This window comes from Rhizobium sp. NLR8a, assembly GCF_019685235.1.
GTDB lineage: Bacteria > Pseudomonadota > Alphaproteobacteria > Rhizobiales > Rhizobiaceae > Rhizobium.
This window is the reverse complement of sequence record NZ_JABDWI010000018.1, coordinates 68,860-91,974: the sequence shown is the minus strand read 5'-3', so window position 1 is coordinate 91,974 and position 23,115 is coordinate 68,860. Positions and strand designations below refer to the sequence as shown.

23 protein-coding genes and 1 other RNA gene are annotated in these 23,115 nt (G+C 61.8%); 15 read left to right on the top strand and 9 right to left on the bottom strand.

Annotation, left to right across the window (positions count from 1 at the left end; genetic code table 11):
- Positions 1 to 167: 167 nt before the first annotated feature.
- The 5 genes from HJC04_RS28925 (at position 168) to HJC04_RS28905 (ending at position 7,705) form a co-directional block, all read left to right on the top strand.
- Positions 168 to 860: an SH3 domain-containing protein gene (locus HJC04_RS28925; protein WP_210629628.1), complete on the top strand. Its 693-nt coding sequence runs from the start codon at positions 168 to 170 to the stop codon at positions 858 to 860.
- Positions 861 to 1,402: 542 nt separating this feature from the next.
- On the top strand, positions 1,403 to 3,730 hold the full coding sequence (locus tag HJC04_RS28920) for a transglycosylase domain-containing protein (RefSeq protein WP_210629629.1): 2,328 nt from the start codon (positions 1,403 to 1,405) through the stop codon (positions 3,728 to 3,730).
- A 282-nt stretch (positions 3,731 to 4,012) separates the two neighbouring features.
- Positions 4,013 to 5,929 (top strand): molecular chaperone DnaK, encoded by a 1,917-nt coding sequence (gene dnaK / locus HJC04_RS28915; RefSeq protein ID WP_221147668.1) that lies wholly within the window; start codon positions 4,013 to 4,015, stop codon positions 5,927 to 5,929.
- An 85-nt stretch (positions 5,930 to 6,014) separates the two neighbouring features.
- On the top strand, positions 6,015 to 7,142 hold the full coding sequence (gene dnaJ / locus HJC04_RS28910; protein WP_221147667.1) for a molecular chaperone DnaJ: 1,128 nt from the start codon (positions 6,015 to 6,017) through the stop codon (positions 7,140 to 7,142).
- 362 nt (positions 7,143 to 7,504) lie between these two features.
- The gene (locus HJC04_RS28905; RefSeq protein ID WP_085776534.1) at positions 7,505 to 7,705 is read left to right on the top strand and encodes a hypothetical protein; all 201 of its coding nucleotides are present in this window, start codon (positions 7,505 to 7,507) and stop codon (positions 7,703 to 7,705) included.
- Positions 7,706 to 7,830: 125 nt separating this feature from the next.
- Here the strand turns inward: HJC04_RS28905 and HJC04_RS28900 are convergent, their stop codons facing one another.
- Positions 7,831 to 8,196, bottom strand: coding sequence for a helix-turn-helix domain-containing protein (locus tag HJC04_RS28900; RefSeq protein ID WP_210629632.1), 366 nt, complete (start codon positions 8,194 to 8,196; stop codon positions 7,831 to 7,833).
- A gap of 380 nt (positions 8,197 to 8,576) precedes the next feature.
- Between HJC04_RS28900 and recF the strand changes: the two genes are divergently transcribed.
- Genes recF through HJC04_RS28885 form a run of 3 tightly spaced genes read left to right on the top strand, consistent with a single transcriptional unit; the run spans position 8,577 to position 11,001 of the window.
- The gene (gene recF, locus HJC04_RS28895) at positions 8,577 to 9,701 is read left to right on the top strand and encodes a DNA replication/repair protein RecF (protein WP_210629633.1); all 1,125 of its coding nucleotides are present in this window, start codon (positions 8,577 to 8,579) and stop codon (positions 9,699 to 9,701) included.
- Positions 9,698 to 10,531: a molybdopterin-synthase adenylyltransferase MoeB gene (locus HJC04_RS28890; protein WP_405048799.1), complete on the top strand. Its 834-nt coding sequence runs from the start codon at positions 9,698 to 9,700 to the stop codon at positions 10,529 to 10,531. Before recF ends, HJC04_RS28890 begins: the two co-directional genes overlap by 4 nt.
- The gene (locus HJC04_RS28885; protein ID WP_210629634.1) at positions 10,528 to 11,001 is read left to right on the top strand and encodes a GNAT family N-acetyltransferase; all 474 of its coding nucleotides are present in this window, start codon (positions 10,528 to 10,530) and stop codon (positions 10,999 to 11,001) included. The genes HJC04_RS28890 and HJC04_RS28885 overlap by 4 nt, the downstream gene beginning before the upstream one ends.
- 33 nt (positions 11,002 to 11,034) lie before the next feature.
- Here HJC04_RS28885 and HJC04_RS28880 read toward each other — a convergent pair whose 3' ends face one another.
- A complete protein-coding gene (locus HJC04_RS28880; RefSeq protein ID WP_210629635.1) occupies positions 11,035 to 12,036 on the bottom strand; it encodes a D-glycerate dehydrogenase in 1,002 nt (333 codons plus the stop codon).
- Positions 12,037 to 12,221: 185 nt separating this feature from the next.
- Between HJC04_RS28880 and HJC04_RS28875 the strand changes: the two genes are divergently transcribed.
- Complete coding sequence (locus tag HJC04_RS28875; RefSeq protein ID WP_210629636.1) at positions 12,222 to 12,761, top strand: SH3 domain-containing protein; 540 nt, start codon at positions 12,222 to 12,224, stop codon at positions 12,759 to 12,761.
- Here the strand turns inward: HJC04_RS28875 and HJC04_RS28870 are convergent.
- Positions 12,754 to 13,746, bottom strand: a complete 993-nt coding sequence (locus HJC04_RS28870) for an adenosine kinase (RefSeq protein WP_221147666.1) — start codon at positions 13,744 to 13,746, stop codon at positions 12,754 to 12,756. The two genes, HJC04_RS28875 and HJC04_RS28870, sit on opposite strands and share 8 nt — an antisense overlap.
- Before the next feature lie 523 nt (positions 13,747 to 14,269).
- Between HJC04_RS28870 and HJC04_RS28865 the strand changes: the two genes are divergently transcribed.
- A complete protein-coding gene (locus tag HJC04_RS28865) occupies positions 14,270 to 15,217 on the top strand; it encodes an AEC family transporter (RefSeq protein ID WP_210629638.1) in 948 nt (315 codons plus the stop codon).
- Between the two features lie 121 nt (positions 15,218 to 15,338).
- Here the strand turns inward: HJC04_RS28865 and HJC04_RS28860 are convergent, their stop codons facing one another.
- Positions 15,339 to 15,902 (bottom strand): cytochrome c family protein, encoded by a 564-nt coding sequence (locus tag HJC04_RS28860; protein ID WP_210629639.1) that lies wholly within the window; start codon positions 15,900 to 15,902, stop codon positions 15,339 to 15,341.
- A 153-nt stretch (positions 15,903 to 16,055) separates the two neighbouring features.
- Here HJC04_RS28860 and HJC04_RS28855 point away from each other — a divergent pair, with 153 nt between their 5' ends.
- Together HJC04_RS28855 and HJC04_RS28850 are read left to right on the top strand one after the other, a co-directional pair.
- Positions 16,056 to 16,811, top strand: a complete 756-nt coding sequence (locus HJC04_RS28855; protein WP_210629640.1) for a 3-deoxy-manno-octulosonate cytidylyltransferase — start codon at positions 16,056 to 16,058, stop codon at positions 16,809 to 16,811.
- Between the two features lie 10 nt (positions 16,812 to 16,821).
- Positions 16,822 to 17,676 (top strand): prephenate dehydratase, encoded by an 855-nt coding sequence (locus tag HJC04_RS28850; RefSeq protein ID WP_210629641.1) that lies wholly within the window; start codon positions 16,822 to 16,824, stop codon positions 17,674 to 17,676.
- Positions 17,677 to 17,695: 19 nt separating this feature from the next.
- Here the strand turns inward: HJC04_RS28850 and HJC04_RS28845 are convergent, their stop codons facing one another.
- The 5 genes from HJC04_RS28845 to HJC04_RS28825 all read right to left on the bottom strand — a co-directional run bounded on the left by HJC04_RS28845 (position 17,696) and on the right by HJC04_RS28825 (position 20,666).
- Entirely contained in the window at positions 17,696 to 18,064 is a 369-nt protein-coding gene (locus HJC04_RS28845) for a VOC family protein (protein WP_210629642.1), read from the bottom strand.
- 132 nt (positions 18,065 to 18,196) lie between these two features.
- On the bottom strand, positions 18,197 to 18,457 hold the full coding sequence (locus HJC04_RS28840; RefSeq protein WP_210629643.1) for a hypothetical protein: 261 nt from the start codon (positions 18,455 to 18,457) through the stop codon (positions 18,197 to 18,199).
- Between the two features lie 142 nt (positions 18,458 to 18,599).
- Positions 18,600 to 19,295: a YafY family protein gene (locus HJC04_RS28835; RefSeq protein WP_210629644.1), complete on the bottom strand. Its 696-nt coding sequence runs from the start codon at positions 19,293 to 19,295 to the stop codon at positions 18,600 to 18,602.
- Positions 19,296 to 19,299: 4 nt separating this feature from the next.
- Complete coding sequence (nudC, locus tag HJC04_RS28830) at positions 19,300 to 20,259, bottom strand: NAD(+) diphosphatase (protein WP_210629645.1); 960 nt, start codon at positions 20,257 to 20,259, stop codon at positions 19,300 to 19,302.
- Entirely contained in the window at positions 20,256 to 20,666 is a 411-nt protein-coding gene (locus HJC04_RS28825; RefSeq protein WP_210629646.1) for an HIT domain-containing protein, read from the bottom strand. Before HJC04_RS28825 ends, nudC begins: the two co-directional genes overlap by 4 nt.
- Before the next feature lie 89 nt (positions 20,667 to 20,755).
- On the opposite strand from HJC04_RS28825, the gene ffs reads away from it, so the two are divergent.
- From ffs to HJC04_RS28810, 3 genes are all read left to right on the top strand, one after another.
- An RNA gene (gene ffs, locus HJC04_RS28820) (signal recognition particle sRNA small type) lies at positions 20,756 to 20,852 on the top strand.
- Between the two features lie 46 nt (positions 20,853 to 20,898).
- Complete coding sequence (locus HJC04_RS28815; RefSeq protein ID WP_221147665.1) at positions 20,899 to 22,764, top strand: DNA polymerase III subunit gamma/tau; 1,866 nt, start codon at positions 20,899 to 20,901, stop codon at positions 22,762 to 22,764.
- Positions 22,765 to 22,786: 22 nt separating this feature from the next.
- Positions 22,787 to 23,110, top strand: coding sequence for a YbaB/EbfC family nucleoid-associated protein (locus HJC04_RS28810; protein ID WP_003571208.1), 324 nt, complete (start codon positions 22,787 to 22,789; stop codon positions 23,108 to 23,110).
- Positions 23,111 to 23,115: the final 5 nt, after the last annotated feature.

Below are 23,115 nucleotides of genomic sequence, written 5' to 3'. Positions count from 1 at the left end.
CGTTCAAGCTACGTTCATCGCGCTCAATCTATAAAGCATTGAAAGACAAGCGAATGATGACGCCCTAACAAATGCCGGCGATCGCTCTATCTTTTGTTCCAGATGGCATATGCCAAGGAAACGCAGCCGAGTGCTGCCTGAAAACACGCCAACGAGGAGTAAGAAGCGTGAAAAACCTGATCGTCAAGATAGCCGGGGCCGCGCTGCTGTTGCTGGCTCCGGCAATCGCGCAGGCCGCCGAGGGTTACTCGACGGCAAACGTCAATATGCGTGCGGGTCCGAGCACCCGGTATCCCGCCGTCGCCGTCATACCCGCCGGATCATCGGTCGAAATTCGCGGCTGCCTTTCCAACGTCAACTGGTGTGACGTCGAGTTCTATGGCGGCCGCGGCTGGGTCTCGGGCCAGTACGTGCAGGCAGTCTACCAGCAACGCCGCGTCTATGTCGGGCCGGAATATTATCGCCCGCTGGGCATTCCAATGGTCACCTTCAGCGTCGGCAATTATTGGGACCGTTACTACCGCCATCGCGATTTCTATCGCGAGCGCGACCGCTGGAGCCGCGGCCCCGACTATTATTACCGCAACCGCGACGGCGATTATTACCGCAACCGCGACGGCGATTATTACCGTGACCGCGATCGCGGTTATTATTCCCGCGACCGCGACTACCGGGAACGCAACCGGGACTGGCGCGACGATGATCGCAGAGAGGAAGTCCGCCGGCCCGAGCGTCGGAAAACCGACACGGATTTCCGTGACCTGCCGCAGTTCAGAGGTGGTAAGGCCGACACCCACAATCGTCCGGATCCAAGGGCTTCGCCTTTCGTCTGCCGTCCGGGCGATCCCGCCTGCGACTGAAACATTGAGGGCGGCAGCGATGCCGCCCTTTCTGCGTCACGGGGTGCTCTTGCGAAAATGGAGCTAAGAAAGAGCCCGGCGCTCCTTGGGGGGATGCACCGGGCCTGATGTCGATCGGCGCGCGTTGAGGGGAGACGGCCGATCAATCGCGGGACGTGAGGGGCTGTCCCGCTTCCCCATAAACAATCGTCGAGCCTATTGGTTCCGCTCGCCGCATAATTCCTTAAACCGGAAATCCTGTTTGCTCGGCCTGCGCAACGCGTCCCTATCTCTCTGGTCATGACCATGCGGCTTCGACAATGCGCCGGGCGCTTGTCGGCCTTTAACACCCCGTTAAATCGCCGCAATTACAGTTCACTCGGATGATCGCGTCGCCCGCTGCATAGTTCCTTAAATCGAAACCAGTTTAAGGAAAAAATTATGCAGCACTTCAAAGTGCTACAGCGTCCTTCGCGCGTCTAAAGACACGCCCGGCGCTGTAATAGGGGCGCCGTTATGCGAAGTGGGCTTCGCGATCGAACAGGGGATGCGACCGGTCCGCGATGGCAGGCAGAGGCAAATCAGGCGACAGAATCGAACCGTCCTTCAGCGGCCGCCCGGCCCGCGAAGATGATGAATTTTCGCTCGACGCCGATGACCGCGTCATCGGAAGTGGATCCGTGCGCCGCGGCGGCTCCAAGCCGCCGCCGCAGCGTGCCGCCCGCCAGCGGCGGCGCGAGCCGCGGGAGCGTGAGGGCGGCGGCCTTTTCGGCTTCTTGCGCCGCGTGGTCTATTGGTGCGTCGTGCTTTTCATCTGGGCCGGCATCGGCATTGCCGGGCTCGTCCTCTACTACGGCTCGCGCATGCCGAGCGCCAGCACATGGGCGATTCCCGAGCGGCCGCCGAACGTCAAGATCACCGCCGTCGACGGCAGCGTCATTGCCAATCGCGGCGCCACCGGCGGCGAGGCGCTGTCGCTGGAAAACATGTCGCCCTATATTCCGGAGGCCGTCATCGCGATCGAGGACCGGCGCTTCTATTCGCATTTCGGCGTCGATCCGCTCGGCCTCGGCCGGGCGATCGTCACCAACTTCACGGCCGGCCACATGGTGCAGGGCGGCTCGACGCTGACCCAGCAGCTTGCCAAGAACCTCTTCCTCTCTCCCGAGAGAACACTGGAGCGCAAGGTGCAGGAGGTTCTGCTCGCGCTGTGGCTGGAGCAGAAATATACCAAGGACCAGATCCTTGCGATGTATCTCAACCGGGTGTTCTTCGGATCGAACGCCTATGGCGTCGAGGCAGCGTCGAGGCGCTATTTCAACAAATCGGCGCGGGATGTGAACCTCGGCGAGGCAGCAGTGCTGGCAGGCCTGCTCAAGGCGCCGTCGCGGCTTTCGCCGGCCCGCGACGCGGAAGCGGCGAATGCGCGCGCCCAGCTCGTGCTCGCGGCCATGCGCGAGCAGGGTTTCATCACCGATTCCGAGGTCAAGACAGCAATGTCGCAGACCCCGGCTTCGGCCAAGAGCTACTGGTCGGGCGCCGGGCATTACGTCGCCGACATGGTCATGGACGAGCTGCCGGGCCTGATCGGCGACGTCAAGGAAGACATCATCGTCGATACGACGATCGACAAATCGCTGGAGAAGAAGGCTGAGCAGTCGCTGGTCGACGTGCTCGACAAGGAGGGCGGCAAGCTCGATGCCTCACAGGCGGCCCTGGTTTCGATCGACGGCACCGGGGCGATCCGGGCACTCGTCGGCGGCAGAGACTATGCGACGAGCCAGTTCAACCGCGCCGTCAAGGCCAAGCGTCAACCGGGATCTTCGTTCAAGCCCTTCGTCTATACCGCGGCGCTGGAAAAAGGGCTGACGCCTTTTTCGGTGTTCAACGACGCGCCGATCCGCATCGGCGACTGGACGCCGGAGAATTACGAAAAGAAATACAATGGCGAAGTGACGCTGGCGACCGCGCTCGCCAAGTCGCTGAACACGGTGGCCGCGCAGCTGGTGATGTATGACGGGCCGGATCAGGTGATCAAGCTCGCCCACCGGCTCGGGATCGAAAGCGAGCTGCAGCCGAACGCCTCGATTGCGCTCGGGACGTCCGAAGTGTCGTTGATGGAATTGACCGCCTCCTATGCCGCCTTCATGAACGGCGGCTACAAGGCGACGCCGCACGTCATCCGCCGGGTGACGACCGCCGAGGGCAAGGTTCTCTACGAAAATACTTATGACAGTCCGCCGCGCGTGCTTTCCGAGCAGATCGCCGCGCAAATGGATACGATGATGATGGGCGTCATCGAGAACGGCACCGGCAAGAGTGCTAAGATTCCCGGCTGGCAGGCGGCGGGCAAGACCGGCACGACGCAGAATTCGCGCGACGCGCTGTTCGTCGGCTTCACCAGCAATCTCACGACAGGCGTCTGGTTCGGCAATGACGACGGCAAACCAATGAAAAAGGTGACCGGCGGCGGTCTTCCTGCCAAGGCCTGGAAGGAATTCATGATCGCCGCCCACAAGGGTCTTTCGCCGGCACCGCTCTTCGGCAACGGCCAGCTGATCGACAATCCGAACAGCGGTCAGCCGATGGCGCAGGCAACGCCCGACGGCGGGCAGCCGGTCACGGCCGAAGTGCCGCCGCCAACGACGATCGGCGGCATCATTTCCGGCGTTTTCGGCGGCGGCGAGAATGCCGAGCGTTATCCGCAGGCGCCTGTCCGGCAACCGCGGGCAAGCCCCGGAAACGGCCCTGTTCCTCCTGCAGACGTTGCCGAAGGCGGCGGTTCAAGCTACGACGGCATCGTGCCGCCCGGCGATGTCGGTGGGCCGCAGACGACCTCGTCGGTGCAGCCTCGGCGCACGACTCTGCTCGATCTGATCATGGGTCAATGAGATTCCGTGCTGCATGCCCGGCGCAGGCCACATTTCCTAGAAATCGCACGCTTCCGGGGGATCGGGCGGCCTCTTTCCCGGCTGCTGCGAAAATTGAAGGCAACACATTCGTTTTGCTGGATTCCGGGCTATTTCCCGCCTTGCAGTCCAGAAAACCGCTCCTTATATACGCCGCATCACCGCAATCACGATTGCGTAATCTCAAATAGACCCATCCCGTAAGGGGCTGTCAGGGAAATGCCTTCTGGGGGTTCCGACAGCTTGCTTCAAGGAGAGAATGACATGGCAAAAGTAATTGGTATCGACCTTGGAACGACGAATTCCTGCGTCGCAGTCATGGACGGCAAGGACGCAAAGGTCATCGAGAATGCGGAAGGTGCGCGCACGACCCCTTCCATGGTGGCCTTTTCCGACGATGGCGAGCGCCTCGTCGGCCAGCCGGCCAAGCGCCAGGCGGTCACCAACCCGACGAACACGCTCTTTGCGGTCAAGCGCCTGATCGGCCGCCGCTACGAAGACCCGACCGTCGAGAAGGACAAGCATCTCGTTCCCTTCAGCATCGTCAAGGGCGACAATGGCGACGCCTGGGTCGAAGCCAATGGCAAGGGCTACTCGCCCGCACAGATTTCCGCGATGATCCTTCAGAAGATGAAGGAAACCGCCGAATCCTATCTCGGTGAAAAGGTCGAGAAAGCCGTCATCACTGTTCCCGCCTACTTCAACGACGCGCAGCGCCAGGCAACCAAGGATGCCGGCAGGATCGCCGGTCTCGAAGTGCTGCGCATCATCAACGAGCCGACTGCTGCCGCTCTCGCCTACGGCCTTGACAAGAAGGACGGCAAGACGATCGCCGTCTACGACCTTGGCGGCGGCACCTTCGATATTTCGATCCTCGAGATCGGCGACGGCGTCTTCGAAGTGAAGTCCACCAACGGCGATACCTTCCTCGGCGGTGAAGACTTCGACATGCGCCTCGTCGAATATCTCGTTGCCGAATTCAAGAAGGACAACGGCATCGACCTGAAGAACGACAAGCTTGCCCTGCAGCGCCTCAAGGAAGCTGCCGAAAAGGCGAAGATCGAACTGTCGTCCTCGCAGCAGACCGAAATCAACCTGCCGTTCATCACGGCTGACGCCTCCGGTCCGAAGCACCTGACGCTGAAGCTGACCCGCGCCAAGCTCGAGAGCCTGGTCGACGATCTCGTCCAGCGCACGATCGCTCCGTGCAAAGCGGCTCTCAAGGATGCCGGCGTCACCGCTGCCGAAATCGACGAAGTGGTCCTCGTCGGCGGCATGAGCCGCATGCCGAAGGTGCAGGAAGTCGTCAAGCAGCTGTTCGGCAAGGAGCCGCACAAGGGCGTCAATCCGGATGAAGTGGTTGCGCTCGGCGCCGCCATCCAGGCCGGCGTTCTGCAGGGCGACGTCAAGGACGTCCTGCTGCTCGACGTCACCCCGTTGTCGCTCGGCATTGAGACACTCGGCGGCGTCTTCACCCGTCTGATCGAACGCAACACGACAATCCCGACTAAGAAGAGCCAGACCTTCTCGACCGCCGAAGACAACCAGCAGGCCGTCACCATCCGCGTTTCGCAGGGCGAACGCGAAATGGCTGCCGACAACAAGCTGCTCGGCCAGTTCGACCTCGTCGGCCTGCCGCCGTCGCCGCGCGGCGTGCCGCAGATCGAAGTCACCTTTGACATCGACGCCAACGGCATCGTGCAGGTTTCGGCCAAGGACAAGGGCACCGGCAAGGAACAGCAGATCCGCATCCAGGCTTCCGGCGGCCTCTCCGACGCCGACATCGAAAAGATGGTGAAGGATGCCGAATCCCACGCTGCCGAAGACAAGAAGCGCCGCGAGACCGTGGAAGCCAAGAACCAGGCCGAGAGCCTGATCCACTCCACGGAAAAGTCGCTGAAGGATTACGGCGACAAGGTCTCCGAAGCCGACCGCACCGCCATCTCGGATGCGATCGCCGCGCTGAAGTCCTCGACCGAGGCAACCGAAGCCGACGCCGAAGACATCAAGGCCAAGACCCAGACGCTGATGGAAGTTTCCATGAAGCTCGGCCAGGCGATCTATGAAGCACAGCAGGCCGAAGGCGGCGCTGCTGCCGATACCTCCGCGGAAGGCGGCGACAATGTCGTCGACGCCGACTACGAGGAAATCAAGGACGACGACCGCAAGAAGTCCGCGTAATCCGCGGCGGCGTGGTTATGCTTCAACACCTGATCCGGCTGCTCACCATGGCAGCCGGAAATCCATTTCCGGGGTTTAATCCTTAATGGCAAAAGCGGACTTTTACGAAACTCTGGGTGTAGCCAAATCGGCGGACGAGAAAGAGCTGAAGAGCGCCTTCCGAAAGCTGGCGATGAAATATCATCCGGACAAGAACCCGGATGACAAGGAAGCCGAACGGAAGTTCAAGGAAATCAACGAAGCCTATGAAATGCTCAAGGACCCGCAGAAGCGGGCAGCCTATGATCGTTATGGCCACGCAGCCTTTGAGCATGGCGGCATGGGCGGCGGTGGCGGCGGCTTTGCCGGCGGCGGCTTCTCCGACATCTTCGAGGATATTTTCGGCGAGATGATGGGCGGCGGACGGGCGCGCCAGCGCTCGTCGGGAGGCCGCGAACGCGGCGCCGATCTTCGCTACAATATGGAAATAACGCTGGAAGAGGCTTTCTCGGGCAAGACGGCGCAGATCCGCGTTCCCACCTCCATCACCTGCGACGTCTGTTCGGGTTCAGGCGCCAAGCCCGGCACGCAACCGAAGAACTGCGGCACCTGCCAGGGCACGGGCCGCGTGCGCGCGGCGCAGGGTTTCTTCTCGATCGAGCGGACCTGCCCGACCTGCCACGGCCGTGGCCAGATCATTCCCGATCCGTGTCCGAAGTGCCACGGCCAGGGCCGGGTGACGGAAGAGCGGTCACTCTCGGTCAATATTCCCGCCGGCATCGAGGACGGCACGCGCATCCGCCTACAGGGCGAGGGCGAAGCCGGGGCTCGCGGCGGACCGGCCGGCGATCTTTATATCTTCCTGTCGGTGAAGCCGCATGAATTCTACCAGCGTGACGGAGCCGACCTCTATTGCGCCGTGCCGATCTCGATGACGACGGCTGCTCTCGGCGGAACCTTCGACGTAGCGACACTCGACGGCACCAAATCGCGGGTGAGCGTGCCTGAGGGCACGCAGGCCGGCAAACAGTTCCGTCTCAAGGGCAAGGGCATGCCGGTGCTGCGTTCGGCGCAGACGGGCGACCTTTATATCCAGATCCAGATCGAGACACCGCAAAAGCTCACCAAGCGTCAGCGCGAACTGCTGCAGGAATTCGAGCAGATTTCTTCCAAGGAGAACAATCCGGAGTCGACGGGTTTCTTTGCCCGGATGAAGGAATTCTTCGAAGGCTGAGCCGTCGATCGATAGGCAATCGCGATAGCCGGGGACGGAAACGTCTCCGGCTTTTTTTGTACCCGCAAATCCTGATTTGGGACATGGGCAGTTCATGCCAGGCGATCTGTTCCAGATCTGCCGCGCAATCTGTTCCAGATCGACACGGTGCCCGCTCGGAACAGGAACTTGCGTTAACGCAGCCCGATGATGCCGCTTGCAAGTTTTTAAAATGACTCCAATCTCTGCTGTCAGCGCATGACCCAGGAGCTCGGAATCGATGTCAGGGGGGTGATGCGCAGTTTCAGAGCGACAGAGCGTTTCCCGCGCGTCCAATTGGACGCAGGCGCTCTAACGGGGACCACGAAGCAAGAGTATTCATCATGGCGCCAGCCTTTTCCTCTCAGTCCGAAGATGTCGACGTTCTCGCCGGCGCCATTTACACATGGTGTGCCGAGCGCAATATCAAGCTTCGCAGCCAGCAGGGCCTTTCCATCGCCAGTATCGCGATCGACCTCTACCACGCCGGCCACCAGACGCAGGACGACCTGCTAACGGCGTTGCATGGGTGCGAGATTCACTGATTCACCAACGCGTCGCGAAATGCGTCTACCGCTGGGGACAGGCAGCCCCCCGACATGGCTCGGAGGTCATCCCTGTCTGGAGAAGTCTTGCTTCTCCCGAAGGTCAGCTAACCGCTTCAGCGGAGTCAGGCGGCGCTATCGACCGCTTCGCCGCTCATCAGTGTAAGGATTGTCTTGACCGCTTCCTTGCCTGCCGCCGAATTCAGCTTGTCGTAGCTCAGCGCAAGGGCATAGGCATCAGGGCTGAGTTCGATACGGCCGCCGAATTCCGATATATCGGTCCCCTCGAAGAGGGCGGCGATCTCGACGCCGAGAAAAACCGCGATCTGATGCAGCTTGCTGGCTGAAACCCGGTTCGTTCCCTTTTCATATTTCTGGATCTGCTGGAAAGTCAGTCCGAGTGCTTCACCGAGCTCGAGCTGGGAAACACGACGAATGGCGCGAAGCTGTCTGATGTTGCGACCAACGATGATATCGACCGGATCTGGCACTTCACCACTCTCTTATACATGAACCTTTTGTTCACCATATCGTTTTCCCGAGATAAGGCAATCCTGTAGTTGCAAAATTCAACCGGCTTTTTGCAGGCGTCACGTTACGTCAGCAAACGCCGAGAAATGCCGCAGAAGCCCTGTCATCCAGGTGATCGGAGCGCGACGACGACGGCTGTCGTCGGTAAGGACGGCCAATCTCGACGCCTCGGATTCGGTTGTATTTTTCGCGGGTTCGAGAAAACCGTACCGAAAAGTTCCGGAATTGACCGTGTTTACGATGCTCCCCGTCAAGCGGGCGCGATCCGCGCGCGAAGCTGCGCGCTTGCCATCTGCGCCGCTTCGGCTTAGCTGTCACGCTTCACGGACCCGGATACGCAATGCCGCATAAGGTTTCTCTCTCCCGTCTGAAGCTGACGGACTTCCGCAATTATGCGGCCGCGAGCCTTAGCCTCGATGGTCGGCACGCCGTGCTGACCGGAGACAATGGCGCCGGCAAGACCAATCTCATGGAGGCGGTCTCGCTGCTTTCGCCCGGCCGCGGCCTGCGCCGAGCCGCCTATGGCGACATTACCCGCGTCGGCGCGGCCGGCGGCTTTTCGATCTTCGCGGCGCTGGATGGCATGGAGGGCGAGGTCGAGATCGGAACCGGCATAGAAGCGGGTGAGGAGACCACAGCCCGCCGGCTTCGCATCAACGGCACCCCGGCAAAAACCGCCGACGAGTTGACCGATCACCTGCGTCTTCTCTGGCTGACACCGGCGATGGACGGGCTCTTCACCGGCGCCTCCTCCGACCGCCGGCGCTTTCTCGACCGGCTGGTGCTGTCGCTCGATCCGGCCCACGGCCGCCGCGCCAGCGATTTCGAGCGTGCCATGCGCAGCCGCAACAAACTGCTGGACGAGAGCCGCTTCGACCCTTCCTGGCTTGCGGGTATCGAAGAACAGATGGCAAGCCTCGGTATCGCCATGGCGCTCGCCCGCCAGGAAATGCTCGGCCTTTTGAGCCGGCTGATCGAGGAAACACTGGAGAGCTCGCCTTTCCCCTCGGCCTCACTGCAGCTCTCGGGCTTCATGGACGGCCAGTTCTCGCGCCCATCGGTCGACCTCGAGGACGACTACGCGGAGATGCTGGCCGAGAGCCGCTACCGCGATGCCGGCGCGGGGCGCACGCTGGAGGGACCGCACCGGGCTGACCTCATCGTCCACCACCGCGAAAAGGCGATGGAGGCGGCGCGTTGTTCCACCGGCGAGCAGAAAGCGCTGCTTGTCGGCCTGGTGCTTGCCCATGCACGACTCGTCGGCAATCTTACCGCCCATGCGCCGATCCTGCTGCTCGACGAAATCGCCGCGCATCTCGACGAGAACAGGCGCGCCGCGTTGTTCGACCTCATCGACGGACTGGGCGGTCAGGCCTTCATGACCGGAACGGATCGGGGAATGTTCTCGGCCCTCGGCGACAGGGCGCAGTTCTTTACGGTTGCGGACGGAAGGGTGTTCGGATGAGGGAGACAGCTTTTCCCGATGTCGCTTTTCCCGATGTCGGGGGCCATGCTACCATCGCCGCCATGGAACCTCTCAGCCCCGATGAAATCGCCCGGTATCAACGCCATATCCTGCTCCCCGAAATCGGCGGGGCAGGCCAGCAGAAACTCAAGGCCGCCCGCGTGCTGGTGATCGGCGCCGGCGGGCTCGGTGCGCCGATTCTGCAATATCTCGCCGCCGCCGGTATCGGCACGCTCGGCATCGTCGACGACGACCGGGTGTCGCTGTCCAATCTGCAGCGCCAGGTGATCCATGATTCCGGCACGATCGGCGAGCGGAAAACCGAAAGCGCCGCCTTGGCCATTGCCAGGCTCAACCCGCATGTGCGGCTCATCCGCTTCGAGGAACGCTTTTCTCGCGAGACTGCCCGGCGTCAATTGTCCGGCTTCGATCTCCTGATCGACGGCTCCGACAATTTCGATACGCGTTATGCCGCGGCCGATGCGGCGGAGGAAGCACGTATCCCACTCGTCACCGGAGCCGTCGGTCGTTTCGACGGTTCGCTGACGGTGCTAAAACCTTACGCGACGGCCGAGGACGGAGCGCCCAACCCAGGCTACCGCGACCTGTTTCCCGAGGCGCCACCGGCGGGCCTGATCCCCAGCTGCGCCGAAGCCGGCATCATCGGCGCGCTCACCGGCGTCATCGGCACGATGATGGCGATGGAGGCGATCAAGCTCGTCACCGGCGCCGGCGAGCCGCTGATCGGGCGGCTGCTGCTTTACGACGCACTCTCGGCCCGGTTCGAAACCGTGCGCTACAAGCGCCGCCGCGCAAGGCAGGCCGGATGACGATTATCCGCCTTGATCGGAGCTTCACGCGCTGGGACGAGCTGCTCGCCCTCATCCTCACGGCCTTCGCTTCGATGAACGGGAGGATCGATCCGCCGTCCTCGGCGCTCAGTCTGACGGCGGAGGCGCTGGCAGCAAAGGCTGAGGCCGAGATCGGCCATGTCGTCATCGACGATGGCAAACTGACCGGCTGCCTGTTTCTGCGGCCGGAGGCCGATTGTCTCTATGTCGGCAAGCTCGCCGTTCTGCCGGCAGCGCAAGGCAAGGGCCTCGGCAGGCGTTTGCTCGCAGTTGCCGAGGAGACGGCTGCAGAACTCGGCTTTGCCGCTTTGCGGCTGGAGACACGCATCGAGCTCACCGACAATCACGCCGTCTTTGCCGCCTGGGGATTTTCCAGAAGCGCCGAAAAGGCCCATCCTGGTTTTGCCAGGACGACCTTCGTCGAGATGCGGAAGATCCTTACTCGCTGACGCGCATCGACCGAATCCGCTCCCCGAATTAGCTCACCGGCCCGGCAGCACCCGGTTCGGCGGTCTGTGGCCGTCGATGAAGGTGCGGATATTGATGATGACCTTGTCGCCCATGTCGATCCGGCCTTCGATCGTCGCCGAACTCATATGCGGCAGCAGCACGACCTTGCCCTCATTGGCGAGCTTGACGAGCTTCGGATTGACGGCCGGCTCGTTCTCGAACACGTCGAGGCCGGCGCCGGCGATCTTGCCCTCCCTCAGGCATTTGATCAGCTGGGCTTCATCGACGACGTCACCGCGCGCTGTATTGACGAGATAGGCGGTGGGCTGCAGCAGCGCCAGGCGGCGCGCCGAAATCAGGTGAAAGGTTGCCGGTGTCGAGGGGCAGTTGATCGAGACGATGTCGACACGGGCCAGCATCTGGTCGAGGCTTTCCCAATAGGTTGCCTCCAACTCGTCCTCGACGGCTGGATTGACGCGCTTGCGATTGTGATAGTGGATCGAAAGACCAAAAGCCTTGGCGCGGCGGGCCACCGCCGTGCCGATACGCCCCATGCCGACGATGCCGATGCGCTTTCCGTGAATGCGCCGGCCGAGCATCCAGGTGGGAGACCAGCCGGCCCACTCGCCCGGCTTGTCGGTCAGGATCCGCGCCCCTTCGCCGAGCCGCCTCGGAACCGCGAGAATCAGCGCCATTGTCATATCGGCGGTGTCCTCGGTCAGGACGTTCGGCGTGTTGGTGACGGTGATGCCCTTGCGCGCCGCCGCCTCGACGTCGATGTGGTCGGTGCCGTTGGAGAAGCTGGCAATAAGCTTCATCTGCGGCCCCGCCTCTTCGATCAGGGCCGCATCGATGCGATCGGTGACCGTCGGCACCAGCACGTCGGCAGTCCGGACAGCGGCGATAAGCTCGGGAACGGAGCGCGGCGCGTCATCGATGTTCAGCTCGGCATCGAACAGCTCCCGCATTCGGGTTTCGACGGCATCCGGCAGCTTGCGGGTGATATAGACCTTCGGTTTTTTCTTCGCTGTCATGGCTGCCTGCGGTGCCTTGTTCAGAGGTCTTTAACCAAGAGGGGTGATAATTTTCCCGTTCCGGGCAATTTCTACCAGACCCGCACGCGAAGACAAACAAAACTCGTGGTGCAGCCGGGGAATGTCAAAGCCCGGACCGCGTGCAGGCCGGGCTTGCCCGCGAATTCGAGCAAACGGAAGCCTCCATGCGCAGCAAAGTCCTGAAGTCCTGCCTCGCCCTCGCGATCGCTCTGGCCGCATCCATGGGAACCTTAGAATTTGCTCATGCGCAGGCGGCCAAAGGGCCGAGCGGCCTGCCGTTGCCGCGCTTCGTCACATTGAAATCGAAGCGCGTCAACCTGCGCATCGGCCCCGGAACGGATTTCGCCGTATCGTGGATGTATCTGAAATCCGGCCTGCCGGTGGAAATCATCCAGGAATACGACAATTGGCGCCGCATCCGCGATGCCGACGGCACTGAAGGCTGGGTCAATCAGTCGCTGCTGTCAGGCCAGCGCGCGGCGATCGCCGCACCCTGGATGAAGGCGAAGGGCAAGGGCGTTTATGTCAACCTGCGCCGCGAGGCGCAGCCCTCCGCCTCGATCGTCGCCAAGCTGGAACCCGGCGTGATGCTGACGATCGGCGAATGCAACGGCGATTGGTGCCACGCAGAAACCGACGGCGCCGCAGGCTGGGTGGCGCAGTCGGAAATCTGGGGCGCCTATCCCGGCGAGGCCTTCAAATAAGCCCCGCCTGTTTGGCGGCGTCGGAAAGCGAGGTCATCGGGCGTGGGCCGATCTGCTGAATGACAATGCCGGCGGCGAGACAACCGAGCTTGCCGCAATCCTCCAGGGACCTTCCCTGCGTGTAGCCATAGAGGAAGCCGGAGGCAAACAGGTCGCCGGCGCCCGTTGTGTCAACAACTTCCCGAATCCTGATCGCATCGACGTAATAACGCTCGCGGCCCTTCAGGATGACGGCGCCGTTCTCGCTCATCGTCACGGCGGCGATCTTGCAGTCCGCGGCGATCCTGTTCAGCGCCTCTTCGAAATCGTCGGTCTGGTAAAGCGACAGCGCCTCCTGGCGATTGGCAAAGACGATATCGACCTTGCCGGAGCGCATCAGATCGAGGAACTCGCCGCGATATCGGTCGACGCAGAAACTGTCGGACAGTGTCATCGACATTTCCCGGCCGTGTTGATGGGCGATGCGGGCGCAATCGAGAATCGCCTCCTTGGCGCGCGGCGGATCCCACAGATAACCTTCGAAATAGGTGACCTTGGCATTGGCGACGACATCGGCCTCGACATCCTCAGGACCGAGTTCGACGCAGGCGCCGAGATAGGTATTCATCGAACGCTCGCCATCCTCGGTGACAAAGATCATCGAACGCGCCGTCGGCGGGAAGGTGCCCTTCGGCTTCGTCTGATAGTGGACGCCCTGGGCGCGGATGTCGTGGGTAAAGATGTCTCCGAGCTGATCTGCGGCGACATTGCCGAAATAGGCGGCCTTACCGCCGAGGTTGGCAACGCCCGCCGCCGTGTTGCCGGCGCTGCCGCCGGAGGCTTCCAGTGCCGGTCCCATGCGCGAATACAAGAGTTCGGCGCGTTCGGCGTCGATGAGGTTCATCGCCGCCTTCGTGATCTGGTTGTCAATGAGGAACTGGTCGTTGCAACGGGCGATGATATCCACGATTGCGTTGCCGACCGTCAGAACATCGAATCTTGTCATGAAATGGGGGGTCCCGGATTTGTGATAGCGGGGTTCGGTCTTAGCGAAATTTCTGCGGTTTGGAAGGACAAATGGTGAATGGCGCATCTATTTCTTCGCAAAAGTGCCGCTTATTCGTCACGCCGCTGTCATCTTCGAAATCTACAAAAACTCGCAGGAAAACCGGCATGAGCAGCTTTCAGTTGCGGCCGGGCGCCCGAGGGATGATCCCTTCGATCTTACCGGCGCGATGCTGACCACGGATGAACTGGCAGCTTCGTGATCGGGATATCCGGCAGGGCCGGAGCGGAAAAGCGGGCTGTGCCCGCTTTTTTTGCTTTGCGGAGAGCCGAGCGCCGGAGCGGGCGGCGCTTGCCTTTTCAATTCGAACCTTTTGCTGCCAGAGCGCCGTGCATCCGTTCGGATGCAAAGGACGCTCTCACTCTTTAAATCTACGCATCGGACTTACCGAAAATCGATTCCGATTTTCGGGCCGATGCTGTAGAGGTCGGATACTCCCCTCCCCCGCAGAGCATCCTGCCTCATGTCAGCCATCATTCTCGACGTCCTCCCCATCTTCATCCTGATCCTCATCGGCTGGGTGATCGTTCGCAGCGGCCTGATGACGTCGAATGTCGGCGACGCGCTCAGCGAATTCGTCTTCAAGATCGCCGTGCCGCTGCTGCTCTTCCGCACCATCGCCGAAGCGGATTTCCACGGCGCCTCGCCTTTCCGGCTCTGGATCGTCTATTTCTCCGGCGTCGCCATCACCTGGACGGCCGGGCATATCGCCGCCACGCGGCTTTTCGGCCGCGACGAACGGATCGGCGTTCTCGCCGGGGTGTCCTCAGCCTTCGCCAACAACGTCTTCATCGGGCTGCCGCTCGTTCAGCGGACCATCGGCGACGAAGGGCTGGTGGCGTTGTCGATCCTCCTTGCCGTGCATCTGCCTGTCATGATGGTCGCTGGCACAGTGCTGATGGAACATGCGGAGCGCAAGATCGCCGGCAAAAGCGACCGCAGCATGATGTTCGTGCTTCGCCAGATCGCCATCAATCTCATACGCAATCCGCTGGTGATCGGGCTTGCGGCGGGCATGGCCATGCACCTTTCCGGCCTTACCATGACTGCAACGCTGGCGACGGTCGTCAATCAGATCGCCGGCATTGCCGGTCCGGCAGCGCTGATCTCGCTCGGGATGGCGCTGGAGAGATACGGCGTCTCCGGCAATTTCGGTATTGCCAGCGTCACCTCGAGCTTAAAGCTGCTGCTGCTGCCCGGTTGCGTCTGGGCGGCGAGCCATCTCCTCGGCCTCAACCCTGCATGGACGGCAGCGATTGTGCTGACCTCGTCGGTGCCGACAGGCGTCAACGCCTGGCTGATCGCCAACCGGTTCGGCGTCGGTCACAGCCTCGCCGCCTCGACGATCACGGTGACAACGGCTCTCGGCGCCATCACGGTCTCGCTCTGGGCCTATTTCCTCGGCGCCTGAGCATGTCACCCAAAATGCGCGGCGGTCTTGTCATAACGACGCGCGCAAAAACTCGCTCTTCGCGCAGCAAAAAGCCCGGCGCGCGGGCCGGGCTTTGAAAATCAGGCGATCATCCCGCCGTTCACTGCGTGGCCGTTTTCGGATCCGGCAGCGGCACCGGCGAATCAGCGAGCGTGTGCAGGTAGAGGATGACGTTGGCGCGATCCTGATCCTTCGCCAGACCGGCGAAGCCCATTGCGGTGCCGGGAACATCCTTCTTCGGCGCCAGCAGGAACTTGTTGAGGTTCTCGAAAGTCCACTTCTCGCTGCTACCCTTGGAGAAATCCTTCATCGCAGCGGAATAAGCGAAGCCTTCATGCGAGGCGATCGGGCGATCTACGACACCAAAGAGGTTCGGACCGACCTTGTTCGGTCCGCCTTTGGTGCCGTCATGACAGGCCTGACACTTCTTGAAGACCGCTTCACCGGCCTTGGCATCTGCAGAAGCGAGCAACTGCGCGATCGGAACGGCAGCGGCCGGCGCAGCTTCGCCACCGGCGGCCGGCGCCTCTTCGGCAACGATCGCGAAACCTTCCTTCTCCGGCGCTTCGGAATGGAAGATCCCCTCGGACGCGATGGAGACCGACATCAGAACGAAAATCGTTCCGAGCAGCGCCCCCACGGCCGTATTGACGTATGAATTCATCTGCAATGCTCCCCTTGCAGCCGGCAGACAAGAACCGGACCATCTTGAAATCGCGCGGAACCTATGTCTTTTGACTGTTCGTTGCAACTGTCTAAATGGTCTTATGCGTGAGACTTTTTGACACTTTTCAGCCCGGAATAGAAGGCCCGAACAATGCGTGATTCAAATTTCGACGACGTGCTCGTATTGATTCCGGCACGGATGGCCTCCACCCGGCTTCCGGGCAAGCCGCTCGCCGATATTTGCGGACTGCCGATGGTCGTGCAGGTGGCGATGCGCGCAAGAGAAGCCGAAATCGGCCGGGTCGTCGTCGCCGTCGACGATCCGCAGGTGTTCGATACGGTGGCCGCCGCCGGCTTCGAAGTTGTCATGACCAGCAAGGATCATCAATCCGGCTCGGACCGCATCTTCGAGGCGTTGACGAAGGTCGATCCGGACGGCAAGGCGAAGTTCATCGTCAACGTCCAGGGCGACCTGCCGACGATCGAGCCGGAAACAGTGCGGGCGGCCTTGCGCCCCCTCGAGAACGAGGCGGTCGATATCGGCACGCTGACCATCGAAATCGATAATGAGGAGGACAAGACCGCGCCGCACATCGTCAAGGTCATCGGTTCGCCGATTTCCGACACCCGCCTGCGCGGCCTCTACTTCACTCGCGCCACGGCGCCCTACGGCAAGGGGCCGCTCTACCATCATATCGGCCTCTATGCCTATCGGCGCGCGGCGCTCGAACGGTTCGTGTCGCTCGGCCCGTCGACGCTTGAAAAGCGCGAGTCGCTGGAGCAGCTGCGGGCACTGGAGGCCGGCATGCGCATCGATGCCGAGATCGTTGACACGGTTCCGCTCGGTGTCGATACTCCCGCCGACCTCGAAAAAGCGCGGCGCATCCTCTCTGCACGGCAGAACTGACAGGACGATCATGAACATCAAGACCAACAGGATCGCCTTCCAGGGCGAATTCGGCGCCAATTCCGACATGGCCTGCCGCGACATGTTTCCGACCATGGAGCCGCTGCCCTGCCAGACTTTCGAGGATGCCTTCACGGCCGTCGACAATGGCGACGCCGATATCGCAATGATCCCGATCGAGAACACCATTGCCGGACGCGTTGCCGATATCCATCATCTGCTGCCGGAATCGCGGCTGCATATCATCGGCGAATATTTCATGCCGATCCGCTTCCAGCTGATGGTGCTGCCCGGGGTCACCCAGGACGAGATCCGCACGGTGCACAGCCATATCCACGCACTCGGCCAATGCCGCAAGATCGTGCGCGCTCACGGCTGGAAGCCTGTCATCGCCGGCGATACGGCGGGGGCGGCTAAACTCGTCAAGGAAACCGGCGATCGCTCGATGGCGGCACTCGCGCCGCGCCTTGCCGCCGATCTCTATGGGCTGGAGATCGTCGCCGAGAACGTCGAGGATACCGAAAACAACGTTACCCGTTTCGTCATCCTGTCCCGCGATGAGGAATGGGCGCAACGCAGTTCGGCCGAGGAAAAGGTCGTCACCACCTTCGTCTTCAACGTTCGCAACATTCCGGCCGCGCTCTACAAGGCGCTCGGCGGATTTGCCACGAACAATATCAACATGACGAAGCTCGAAAGCTATCAGCTCGGCGGAAAATTCGTGGCGACGCAATTCTACGCCGATATCGAGGGCCATCCGAACGATCCGAACGTTCGCCGGGCATTGGAGGAGCTGCGTTTCTTCTCCGAAAAGGTGCGCATCCTCGGCGTCTACAAGGGGCATGTGATGCGAGGTCTGCTTTAACAGGCCTCGCGCTCTCTCATTATTTATCCGGCTCGCAGACGCGCAGCCGATGCCCGTCCGGGTCGAGCACCACGAAGGTCGGGCCGAAATCGAGTTCGGTCAGTTCCTGGGCAATCGGCAGGCCGCGCTGACGCCAGTCATCATATTGCCTGGCGACGGCATTTTCTCCCGCCACCATGAAGGCCACTTCGCCTCGATTGCCGATGGCGGAAGGCTGCGGCTCGACCTTGCTGCGCCGCCAGAGACCAAGGGTGAAGCCGCCATCGAGCGGGAAGGCGACGAAATTCGGCGCTTCGACGGCCGGCTCGCGGTTCAGGAGGTTCCGGTAGAAGCTGGCGCTTTCGGCAGGATCCTTGACATAGAGGATTATCAGATTGGGGCTGGTCATTTCGATTCTCCCGTTGCTGTAAGTTGGGTCATGCGAGATGTCCTGCTGCCAATTTGTGGCAGCAGGAAACGAAAGGCGCCGCGAAAGCAACGCCCCGTTCTCGTCAAGTGGATGAGCTGGACAATCAGATATTTAGAGCGGGAACCGGTCCTGGAGGCGCGGGTTGCGCCCATCCATGAAACCGAGGTCGCGCCTGCGGGAATCCGGCATGGCTTCGACATCGAGTTTCGAGCGGCTTGCCTCGGGGATCCGGAAAAGGCTCATAGCCAGGCGCAGCAGGCCGGAGCGTGCCGACTGCCGGACGTCGGCAAAAGTTTCGGCCGAAATGATATCTGCAAAACTATCGGAGGCGAAGCGATCGCCGGCCTGTTGAATGATTGGAGGCGTTACCATGATCAGTACTCCTTCCCAAGCGCATCGGCACGATGCGCAAAACCTGGATGTCACAGCCTCCTGCGTGTCCGAAGACGCGCGGCGCTGTAGTGAAGTGAGGCTGATAATAACTCTCCCTGCTGACAGTTTATGGCAGCAGCGTTCAGGTCTCCAGCGGCACGTCCTGCGTCTCGCGCCATTCCTTTAGGAGCACCGTGCGGCGACGGGGATAACGCATCTCATGGACCGCCATGTCGATGATGCGATCGGTGCGGAAATGGCGAAAATCCTGGCGCAGTTCGCACCAGGCCATGATGATGCGCACATGCTCGAAATAGCCGAGCGCGAAGGGCCAGACACGGCGGCGGGAGATACGGCCCTGCTCGTCGCCGTAATGCAGTTCGAGCACGCGCTCCAGGCGGATCGCCTTGCGGATAGCCGAAACATCAGCCCTGTCCTCGTCCTGGCGTTTGCGACCAACGAACAGTGTCGCCGAATCGACCGTTTCACGCATGTCGGCCGGCAGCACGGCGACGATCTTGGCGAGCGCATCGGCGCCGGCGCCCGCAAGGCGCGGCTCGGCGGCGCGGGCCACCCAGCGCGAACCGAGCACCAAGGCTTCCAGCTCTTCTTCGGAAAACATCATCGGCGGCAACATGAAGCCGGGCTTCAGCACATAACCGATGCCCGCTTCGCCTTCGATCATCGCCCCCTGGGCCTGCAGGCTGGCAATATCGCGATAGAGCGTGCGCAGGCTGACGCCGGTTTCCTGGGCAAGAACAGTTCCGGTCACCGGCCGCCGATAACGCCGGAGCGTCTGGAGCAGCGTCAGCAGCCGTTCCGAGCGGGCGACCGGCATCGTGTTACCGCTTCCACTCCGCCCAGTCGCGCATCAGGCGGTGGGCGATCGCCCCTTTCGGTGGAGAGGCCTTGCCCGTTGCACTCGGGCGTTCCAGCATCTCGATTGTTTCCTCGCGGGTGAACCAGCGGCAATCCTCGAGTTCCGTCTCGTCGCGTGTAATTTCGGTGGATTTGGCCTCGGCGTAACAGCCGATCATCAGCGAATGCGGCATCGGCCAGGGCTGCGAGGCGTGATAGCGGATGCGGCCGGTGCGGATGCCCGATTCCTCCAACGTTTCCCGGCGCACGGCATTCTCGATGGTTTCGCCGGGTTCGACGAAGCCGGCAAGGCAGGAATACATGCCGGGCGCAAAATGCGGGCTGCGGCCGAGCAGGCAAAGGTCGCGCGTCTCGTCGATCGTCAGCATGATGACGACGGGGTCGGTACGAGGGAAGATCATGTGTTCGCAGGCGGCGCAGACGCGCTTGTAGCCGCCGATATGAATCTCCATCGCCGCGCCGCAGCGGCCGCAGAAGCGGTTGTCGCCATTCCAGCGGATGAGGCTTGCGGCCTGGGCGAATTCGCCGAGCAAGACTTCGTCGATCAGCATCTCGCGAAACAGCGTGCGGCCGTCGGCCGGCTTGTATTGGCTGGCAAGGTCCTCGACGTCGATGCCGACGGGAACGGCAAGGCGCGGCTCGCCTGATTTGCGGTAGCCGAGCAGCACAGTCTCGTCCCAATTCGGCTGCAATTCCTGCAGTTCGTAACGGGCAAACAGCGGATCGAGCACCTGGCCGTCATGTTTCAGCACCAGCTTGTCCCGGGCAAAGGCGAAGATATGGGTACCGTCCTTTGCCAGCGCCCTTTCGACGGAATGTTCGTCGCGATGTTCGGAATCGCGATTGAGGTCGTTGGCGGCAAAGGCAGTGAGATTGCTGGGTTCCGGATGCGGCACATCCGAATCGAAAAGCGAATGGTTCATGATGAAAGGGCTTCCCGCAGCTTTGCTGTGAATTCGTCTCTCCTTGCGTCCTCGTAAGGCTCGGCGCGCTCGAAACCCCAGATGGGACCCGGCCAGTTGGCATCGCCTTCGAAGCGGGCAATGACATGAACATGAAGCTGGCGGACGATGTTGCCAAGAGCCCCTATGTTGATTTTTGTCGCGCCGGTGATGTTCTTCAAGGCCTTGGCGACAAGCTCCGTCTCGAAGGCGAGCAGCACCTGATCGAGCGGCGTCAACTCGAAAATTTCAGCAATGCCGGCCCGGCGCGGGACCAGAATGAGCCACGGCCAGCGGGCATCCTTGGATAATCTGAGATCACAGAGACCGGTGACCATGATGCTGACGCTGTCGTTTTCCAGCCGGGGGTCGAGCACAAAACCGTCCAAGGGACATTCCTCCTGTCTTTTCCTAGGACTAGCAGTTTTTTTGGATGTTGGCTTGCTTTTGATGACGATATTGCCGATATGTGCATCCGGGAGGTTGGTGGTGGACGAGCCACTCGCCAACCGGGTCAGGTCCGGAAGGAAGCAGCCCTAACGAGCCCGGCACGGGTCATCGTGCCAGCCTCCCACCTTCTCTCCACGAAATGCTCGACAATTTCGGGCGACAAGCAGGGCGATGAGCGATACCGAGCGACAATCAAAAGATGCCGCCTCGACGGGCACCGGGTACCGGGTGCTGGCTCGCAAATACCGCCCCAAGGATTTCACGGACCTGATGGTCGGCCAGGAGCCGATGGTCCGCACGCTCACCAACGCCTTCGAGACCGGCCGCATTGCCCAGGCCTATATGCTGACCGGCGTGCGCGGCGTCGGCAAGACGACGACGGCGCGCATCCTGGCGCGGGCGCTGAATTACAAGACGGCAGAAATCGACAAGCCGACGATCGACCTGCGTGTGCCCGGCGAACATTGCCAGGCAATCATGGAAGGCCGGCATGTCGATGTGATCGAAATGGATGCCGCTTCGCATACCGGTATCGACGATATAAGAGAAATCATAGAGCAGGTGCGCTACCGGCCGGTTTCGGCGCGCTACAAGGTCTATATCATCGATGAAGTGCACATGCTGTCGACCCAGGCCTTCAACGGCCTGTTGAAGACGTTGGAAGAGCCGCCGGAGCATGTGAAGTTCATCTTCGCCACCACCGAAATCCGCAAGGTGCCGATCACCGTGCTGTCGCGTTGCCAGCGCTTCGACCTGCGCCGCATCAGCGCGTCGGATCTCGTCGGGCTGTTTTCGACAATCGCGGCCAAGGAGGGCATTGAGGCGGAAGGCGACGCGCTGGCGATGATCGCGCGAGCCGCCGAAGGCTCTGCCCGCGACGGCCTGTCGCTGCTCGACCAGGCGATCGCCCATGGCGCAGGCACCGTGCAGGCGGAAGCGGTGCGCGGCATGCTCGGCCTTGCCGACCGCGCCCGGATCGTCGATCTCTTTCAGCATATCATCAAAGGCGACGTGGCCGCCGCCCTCGGCGAATTCCAGAACCAGTACGAGGCCGGCGCCAATCCGGTGGTCGTACTCACCGATCTTGCCGATTTCACCCATCTGGTAACGCGACTGAAATATGTGCCGGATGCGGCAAACGACCCTTCTCTCAGCGAGATCGAGCGCACCAAGGCGGCGGAATTCGCCAAGGGTGTTGCGGTGACGACGCTGTCGCGCATCTGGCAGATGCTGCTGAAGGGCATTCCCGAAACGGAAGGCTCGTCGCGCACGGCGGGTGCCGCCGAGATGGTGCTGATCCGGCTTGCGCATGCGGCCCATCTGCCGGCGCCCGAGGATGCGGCGCGGCGGCTTACGGAGTTTTCCGGCGATAATGTTGGCCAACGGCCCTCCTCACCTTCGGGCAATGGCGGCGGCAACGGAACACGGGTTCCTTATCAGAGCAGCGTTACGGCACGGGCGACGGAGCCGACACCACGGCCGCAGCCTTCGGGGCCGACCGCGATGCTCCGCGCCGTGCCAAATCCGGAACCGCAGAATATCGGCCGCACCGAGGCCAGGCCCGCAGAGGCTCCGAAGCCGCTCGTGCGTGTCAATTCCATCGCCGACATCGTCGAGCTTGCGAGCGAGAAGCGCGACGTCAAGCTGAAGGCACTGGTGCGCAACTTCGTGCGCCCGGTCCGTCTTGAGCCGGGTCGGCTGGATGTGAACCTCACCGAAGGCGCTCCGAATACGCTGCTCAACGAGCTTGCCGTTAAGCTCAAGGAATGGACCGGCATCCACTGGATCGTCAGCACCAGCCGCGAAGAAGGCGGGCCGACGATGGTGGAGGCGGAAGCCAAGGCGCAGGAGCAGCGTGTGAGCGACGCGCGCCAGGACCCTGACGTAGCGGCAATCCTGGCGCAGTTTCCGGGCGCGAAAATCATCGACGTGCGCGTGCGGGCACCCGAACCGGAGGAGGAAGGCGAGGTCAAACCGCCGGCTGTCGCCGAATCCGAGGAAGGCGACATCCTGCCGGGCGACGACATAGAATTCTAAGGTTTCAAGAAGGAGCGAGACGATGCGCGACATCATGGGCATGATGGGCAAAGTCAAGGAAATGCAGGCCAAGATGGAGCAGATGCAGGCGGAAATCGCCGAGCTCACGGCCGAAGGCAAGGCGGGCGGCGGCCTCGTCACCGTCATCATCTCCGGCAAGGGCGAACTCAAGAGCCTGAAGATCGACCCGTCGCTGTTCAAGGAGGACGACGTCGAGATCCTCGAGGATCTGATCGTCGCCGCTCATAAGGACGCCAAGGACAAGGCCGAGGCGCTCGCCGCCGAAAAGACAAAGGCGCTGACCGCCGGTCTGCCGATCCCGCCCGGCTTCAAGCTGCCATTCTGATAGCA

Bases quoted from the DNA above. Each gene is read 5' to 3' on its own strand.
- HJC04_RS28860 (WP_210629639.1), bottom strand. From the start codon at position 15,902: ATGAATTCATACGTCAATACGGCCGTGGGGGCGCTGCTCGGAACGATT.
- dnaK (WP_221147668.1), top strand. From the start codon at position 4,013: ATGGCAAAAGTAATTGGTATCGACCTTGGAACGACGAATTCCTGCGTC.
- dnaJ (WP_221147667.1), top strand. From the start codon at position 6,015: ATGGCAAAAGCGGACTTTTACGAAACTCTGGGTGTAGCCAAATCGGCG.
- HJC04_RS28920 (WP_210629629.1), top strand. From the start codon at position 1,403: ATGGCAGGCAGAGGCAAATCAGGCGACAGAATCGAACCGTCCTTCAGC.
- HJC04_RS28850 (WP_210629641.1), top strand. From the start codon at position 16,822: ATGAACATCAAGACCAACAGGATCGCCTTCCAGGGCGAATTCGGCGCC.
- nudC (WP_210629645.1), bottom strand. From the start codon at position 20,259: ATGAACCATTCGCTTTTCGATTCGGATGTGCCGCATCCGGAACCCAGC.
- HJC04_RS28845 (WP_210629642.1), bottom strand. From the start codon at position 18,064: ATGACCAGCCCCAATCTGATAATCCTCTATGTCAAGGATCCTGCCGAA.
- HJC04_RS28885 (WP_210629634.1), top strand. From the start codon at position 10,528: ATGACGATTATCCGCCTTGATCGGAGCTTCACGCGCTGGGACGAGCTG.
- HJC04_RS28840 (WP_210629643.1), bottom strand. From the start codon at position 18,457: ATGGTAACGCCTCCAATCATTCAACAGGCCGGCGATCGCTTCGCCTCC.
- HJC04_RS28855 (WP_210629640.1), top strand. From the start codon at position 16,056: ATGCGTGATTCAAATTTCGACGACGTGCTCGTATTGATTCCGGCACGG.
- HJC04_RS28870 (WP_221147666.1), bottom strand. From the start codon at position 13,746: ATGACAAGATTCGATGTTCTGACGGTCGGCAACGCAATCGTGGATATC.
- HJC04_RS28875 (WP_210629636.1), top strand. From the start codon at position 12,222: ATGCGCAGCAAAGTCCTGAAGTCCTGCCTCGCCCTCGCGATCGCTCTG.
- HJC04_RS28880 (WP_210629635.1), bottom strand. From the start codon at position 12,036: ATGACAGCGAAGAAAAAACCGAAGGTCTATATCACCCGCAAGCTGCCG.
- recF (WP_210629633.1), top strand. From the start codon at position 8,577: ATGCCGCATAAGGTTTCTCTCTCCCGTCTGAAGCTGACGGACTTCCGC.
- HJC04_RS28810 (WP_003571208.1), top strand. From the start codon at position 22,787: ATGCGCGACATCATGGGCATGATGGGCAAAGTCAAGGAAATGCAGGCC.
- HJC04_RS28835 (WP_210629644.1), bottom strand. From the start codon at position 19,295: ATGCCGGTCGCCCGCTCGGAACGGCTGCTGACGCTGCTCCAGACGCTC.
- HJC04_RS28865 (WP_210629638.1), top strand. From the start codon at position 14,270: ATGTCAGCCATCATTCTCGACGTCCTCCCCATCTTCATCCTGATCCTC.
- HJC04_RS28890 (WP_405048799.1), top strand. From the start codon at position 9,698: ATGAGGGAGACAGCTTTTCCCGATGTCGCTTTTCCCGATGTCGGGGGC.
- HJC04_RS28905 (WP_085776534.1), top strand. From the start codon at position 7,505: ATGGCGCCAGCCTTTTCCTCTCAGTCCGAAGATGTCGACGTTCTCGCC.
- HJC04_RS28815 (WP_221147665.1), top strand. From the start codon at position 20,899: ATGAGCGATACCGAGCGACAATCAAAAGATGCCGCCTCGACGGGCACC.